Below are 4323 nucleotides of genomic sequence, written 5' to 3'. Positions count from 1 at the left end.
GTATAGCCCCATTCAAGACATAGGTAATTTGATGGGAATTTTAGGGAAGATGTTGAGGGTAAAGTTTGCATTCTCTCTATCTCCCCTTGTGTTAGGCTTTTCTTTGGTGTATGTAATTTTCTGAATTATTTCTTTTAGCATCTGATTCCGTGACTGCATATCCTGTACTTCCCAATAGGTTTCAACTACTTTACGGACTTTCGGAACGAACTCTTCCCTTGATTTTTGTTCCAGCAATGCAGAATGGTACTCCTCTTCTAATTTTTCGATTATCTGCTCCTTTTCTCTGATTAAACTGTTTAAGGTTTGGCTCCTCTCGATAAATAGTTCAGGAGTATAAATGCCTTTCTCTACAAGATTATAGGCATTTTCTAGCTGTTCTTTTATAGTGGAAAGTTCATTATATTCAGACTGTATGGCATTTTTTTTAACAGACAGCTCTAAATCAGAGGTAAATAATTCGTCATAGCTTTTGGCTTTCAAATCGTAACTTTCAAGCCAATCCTCCAAAAACTGAATCATCTTACGTTCCACAAGATATAATGGACTGGATACATTCTTACAATATCTATTAGAGCATTTCAATGCTGCGTAAGGAGTTTTTGAAGTGGGTGCAAGCCTGGTCATGGTTTTTCCGCATATATTACAATATATGATTCCGGTAAGCGGATTCTGCAATTTTGTACCAAGTTTTATTGGAGTTTTTTTATTGGCTTCCGCTTTGGCTTTGGCGGCCTCAAACATTTCTTCAGAAATAATGGCTGGATGCAGGCCGTTTACCAGGATATAGTCATCATGGCTGTCTGGTCTTATTTTTTTTACCTTTCCATCCACAATCTTTTTTATTTCTTTTCTATATGACCACCTTATTTTCCCAATATATACGGGATTTTTAAGTATGTCTGACACGGAGGCTTTTGACCATGTGTCATTAACCATAGGCTTAATATGCATCTCATCAAGTTTCCTGCAGATAGCTGTTGCTCCCATGGTGCGATAATAACCGTCGTCACCAGGGATGCCCCTAGTATACCATTCATATATCATGCGGACGATATCGGCCCGCTCTGGGTCAATCTCTAAAGTATATCCCTTGCCGTTTCTTATTTTAACCTTTTTATAGCCATATGGGGCGACACTGGAAATAAATTTACCTTCCTCCACCGATGCAATCCTGCCGCGCTGAATACGACGGTTAATGGTCTTATACTCTCTACGGCTCATAAAAAGCCCAAACTCAAAGTATTCTTCATCATACTCATCGTTGGGGTCATAGGTTTTTATTGGAGTAATAATTTTAGTATCGCTATACTTAAAAGCTTCCGCAATTATGCCCTGATCCTTTGTGTCTCCTCTGGCCAAACGTTCTACCTCCATCACAAACACGCCGGTGCAGCGCCCATCCTCTATGTCATGAAGTAGACGCTTAATTTCAGGCCTTGATTCGATACTTTCCCCTGATACCACTTCTTTATAGATTTTGCTGACTTTAACTCCCATGCTATCAGCAAGGGCTAAAAGAGTTTTCTGATGTCTGGCGAGGGTTTCTCCTTGGCCATTGGCTTCGGCCTCACGATCCTTACGGCTTTTTCGTAAATATATGTAATATTCTGACATAATAATACCTCTGAATTCGATAATAATAATTTCTTTGTTGAATTTTGTAACGTTTTGTCTGTTCAATGTATCTTTATATATATAAGATTAATTTTTGCAAACAGGGTGAAGAATTCCTGTTGATCTGTTGGCCGGACTGTTATATTATATAAGTGAGGGATTTCGAACGTGTGTTTGCTATCTGCGAAGGAGGCTGTACATAGAATGAGAAACGATGAAGTAACAAGACTGCAAAAAGAATTAATTGAAATCATCAAAAAGATAAGTAACCATGATATTCTTATTTATTTGAAATCATTTATATCTATTATAAATGATAAGTGGGGAAGTTAATTCCCCGCTTTTTTCAGTAGAGAATCCATAAGATCCATTATAATCTGCTTATCTGTTTGGTTTAGCATAGAAAATTTTTCAATTAATTCTATATCTTTTTTAGCAGATTCTGGAGAAAATTCCTTTCTTTCTTTTGCTACATCGTATCCCATAAGCCAAGCTTCATTTACATCCAAAGCTTTACCTAATACAGTTAGTTTTTCTTGACCTGGCTCTACTTTTCCATTTACATATTGGCTTAAGTCATTTCTACCTAACTTTACATTATATTGTTCGCAGAATGGCATGCACTTTTCTAGTATATCTACTTGTCTTAAATTTTTTTCTTTCATTAATTGTTTTAATCTCTCAGATGTATTAGAACTTTTCATATTATATACTACCTCCATGTTGGTATAATAACATAAATTGAACAAAAGTTCAACATAAATATGATTAAATACAAAAATGTTGAACAAAAGCGTTGACAAGATAACTTAGTCATGTTAATATAGGCTTGTTCAAAAGTATTGAGCAAAAAGAAAGGGGTGACATAATGAATTATGATTACCGAAAGTTAAAAGGGCGTATTGTTGAAATTTACGGCACTCAAAAAGCGTTCGCTTCTGCTATGGGCTGGTCAGAAAGAACTTTGTCTTTAAAAATTAATGGAGAAAGGTATTGGAAACAACCTGATATTTCAAAAGCTTGTACATTACTAAAAATACAAGGCGAGGATGTCGAAATATTTTTTTTCTCTCAAATGTTCAATAATATTGAGCAAAAGGCAGGGTAAAAGATGGAGGGAAAGGATGAATGAAATAGGAAAGAAGTTCAGAAACAAAATCAGGCAAATCAGGTCCACAGTACGGTACGGATTTGTAAGAACAGATCGTGGGGACTACTTGATTCTGATGATTTGGAAATTTGGAAAACCAATATGGAGTAAACATTTTAAAATCGCAGAGGTCGATTTGAATGAAGGGATTCGCAACGACCGCTACGATAAAAAGGCGGATGAATTTTTCAAATCTTCATCCAAGTAGTGTTTCCGCATTTTGGACAGCGCGGAAGTGCTCCACCGTTATTTGCAACAAAATGAATAAAAGTATCATCGTTATTCCCATCATTGTTGCAATTCATACAGCAATAGGTGCCTGCAATCACTTTATTTCCTGTTTTGAACGGCGGAGAGGATTTGATAATATCATCGGGCATATTAATTCCTCCTAAAGATTATTTTTACTTTGAGCAGATAATGAAATTATATCACAAAGAAAGGATGATGAGGTATAAACGATTTAAAGATTTTCAAAAATGCCGAGTTCGGGCAGGTGCGAACAGTAACTATTGATGGCGAACCGTGGTTTGTTGGTAAAGATGTTGCGGAGGCTCTTGGCTACGCAAAAGCAAGAAACGCCATTGCCTCTCATGTTTTAGGTGAAGATAAAAAGGACGCCCCAATTCAGGGCACCCATGGTGGACTACAGGCTATGACTATCATTAATGAATCCGGTCTATACGCCCTGATTTTCGGAAGCAAACTTGAATCAGCCCAACGGTTCAAACACTGGGTAACATCGGAAGTGCTGCCTGCCATCAGAAAGACCGGATCCTACGCTATACCGCAAGGGAAGGAACTGCTTGCTTTAGCAGTACTCGAAGCTCAGAAAACTATCGAGCAGCAATCGGCCCAGATTATATCTCAGGGATAATGGGTACCTGATTCGCAGAAAAGGCACGGATTACAATGCTCCTACGCAAAGAAGTATGGAGATGGGATTATTTGAGGTCAAGGAAACCGCGATAACTCATTCTGATGGTCACACGACAGTGAGCAAAACCACCAAGGTCACTGGAAAAGGTCAACAATATTTCATCAATAAATTACTAGCAACGAAAAAGCAGGATAGGAACAGTTAAAAAATCCTGCAGTCACTCCAAACTACAGGATTTCTCAATAGCGTCATCTTTTGATGACATAGACTTATTCAGTTGTATGTACGCTTGTGCAGTTACCATTATATACCAGTTATCCGAATCGCATAGGAGATTCCTGGAAACAAGTACAAACAGTAATACATAAAATCTACGGAAGGAGGTAATGACATGGCAGTTGTTAAAACGATGGACCTCGATGGCACTAAGATAATTGTTCACGATGACTATTATAAGGATAAAACCCGCAAGGAAGTGTTGGATACATTAGATAGAGTGTCGCAAATAGCAAATAGATATTTTGCTGCTAAAGTTACTGCAAAAGATGATACCGCTTAGGCGGTTACCCACAAAAAAGGAGGACAACCAGTGTTTAAAAATGTAATTATTTCTGCATTAGCATCGACGATTTTGATGCAAACCGGATTTTTTCAGCCGGATAACATGCTGCAGGCT

9 protein-coding genes are annotated in these 4323 nt (G+C 37.7%); 6 read left to right on the top strand and 3 right to left on the bottom strand.

Going from position 1 to position 4323, the window contains the following annotated elements; genetic code table 11:
• Positions 1-12: 12 nt before the first annotated feature.
• Positions 13-1617, bottom strand: a complete 1605-nt coding sequence (locus tag BUA56_RS22315) for a recombinase family protein (RefSeq protein WP_072854951.1) — start codon at positions 1615-1617, stop codon at positions 13-15.
• A gap of 204 nt (positions 1618-1821) precedes the next feature.
• On the opposite strand from BUA56_RS22315, the gene BUA56_RS23950 reads away from it, so the two are divergent.
• Positions 1822-1950 (top strand): hypothetical protein, encoded by a 129-nt coding sequence (locus BUA56_RS23950; RefSeq protein ID WP_278320885.1) that lies wholly within the window; start codon positions 1822-1824, stop codon positions 1948-1950.
• Here BUA56_RS23950 and BUA56_RS22310 read toward each other — a convergent pair.
• Entirely contained in the window at positions 1947-2321 is a 375-nt protein-coding gene (locus BUA56_RS22310; protein WP_072854950.1) for a transcriptional regulator, read from the bottom strand. The two genes, BUA56_RS23950 and BUA56_RS22310, sit on opposite strands and share 4 nt — an antisense overlap.
• A 164-nt stretch (positions 2322-2485) precedes the next feature.
• Here BUA56_RS22310 and BUA56_RS22305 point away from each other — a divergent pair, with 164 nt between their 5' ends.
• Positions 2486-2725: a DUF739 family protein gene (locus BUA56_RS22305; protein ID WP_072854949.1), complete on the top strand. Its 240-nt coding sequence runs from the start codon at positions 2486-2488 to the stop codon at positions 2723-2725.
• Between the two features lie 16 nt (positions 2726-2741).
• Positions 2742-2975: a hypothetical protein gene (locus tag BUA56_RS22300; RefSeq protein ID WP_072854948.1), complete on the top strand. Its 234-nt coding sequence runs from the start codon at positions 2742-2744 to the stop codon at positions 2973-2975.
• Here the strand turns inward: BUA56_RS22300 and BUA56_RS22295 are convergent.
• On the bottom strand, positions 2956-3147 hold the full coding sequence (locus BUA56_RS22295) for a hypothetical protein (RefSeq protein WP_072854947.1): 192 nt from the start codon (positions 3145-3147) through the stop codon (positions 2956-2958). The two genes, BUA56_RS22300 and BUA56_RS22295, sit on opposite strands and share 20 nt — an antisense overlap.
• 116 nt (positions 3148-3263) lie before the next feature.
• On the opposite strand from BUA56_RS22295, the gene BUA56_RS24040 reads away from it, so the two are divergent.
• The 3 genes from BUA56_RS24040 to BUA56_RS23115 all read left to right on the top strand — a co-directional run bounded on the left by BUA56_RS24040 (position 3264) and on the right by BUA56_RS23115 (position 4206).
• On the top strand, positions 3264-3644 hold the full coding sequence (locus tag BUA56_RS24040) for a BRO-N domain-containing protein (RefSeq protein ID WP_341443538.1): 381 nt from the start codon (positions 3264-3266) through the stop codon (positions 3642-3644).
• 7 nt (positions 3645-3651) lie between these two features.
• Positions 3652-3852, top strand: coding sequence for a phage antirepressor KilAC domain-containing protein (locus BUA56_RS24035; protein WP_341443539.1), 201 nt, complete (start codon positions 3652-3654; stop codon positions 3850-3852).
• Positions 3853-4038: 186 nt separating this feature from the next.
• Complete coding sequence (locus tag BUA56_RS23115; RefSeq protein WP_158641033.1) at positions 4039-4206, top strand: hypothetical protein; 168 nt, start codon at positions 4039-4041, stop codon at positions 4204-4206.
• Positions 4207-4323: the final 117 nt, after the last annotated feature.

Origin of the sequence: Lactonifactor longoviformis DSM 17459, from assembly GCF_900129135.1 — a bacterium.
GTDB classification, from domain to species: Bacteria; Bacillota; Clostridia; order Lachnospirales; family Lachnospiraceae; genus Lactonifactor; species Lactonifactor longoviformis.
Note: the sequence above shows the minus strand (reverse complement) of the source record. Positions and strands in the feature narration are given on the sequence as shown.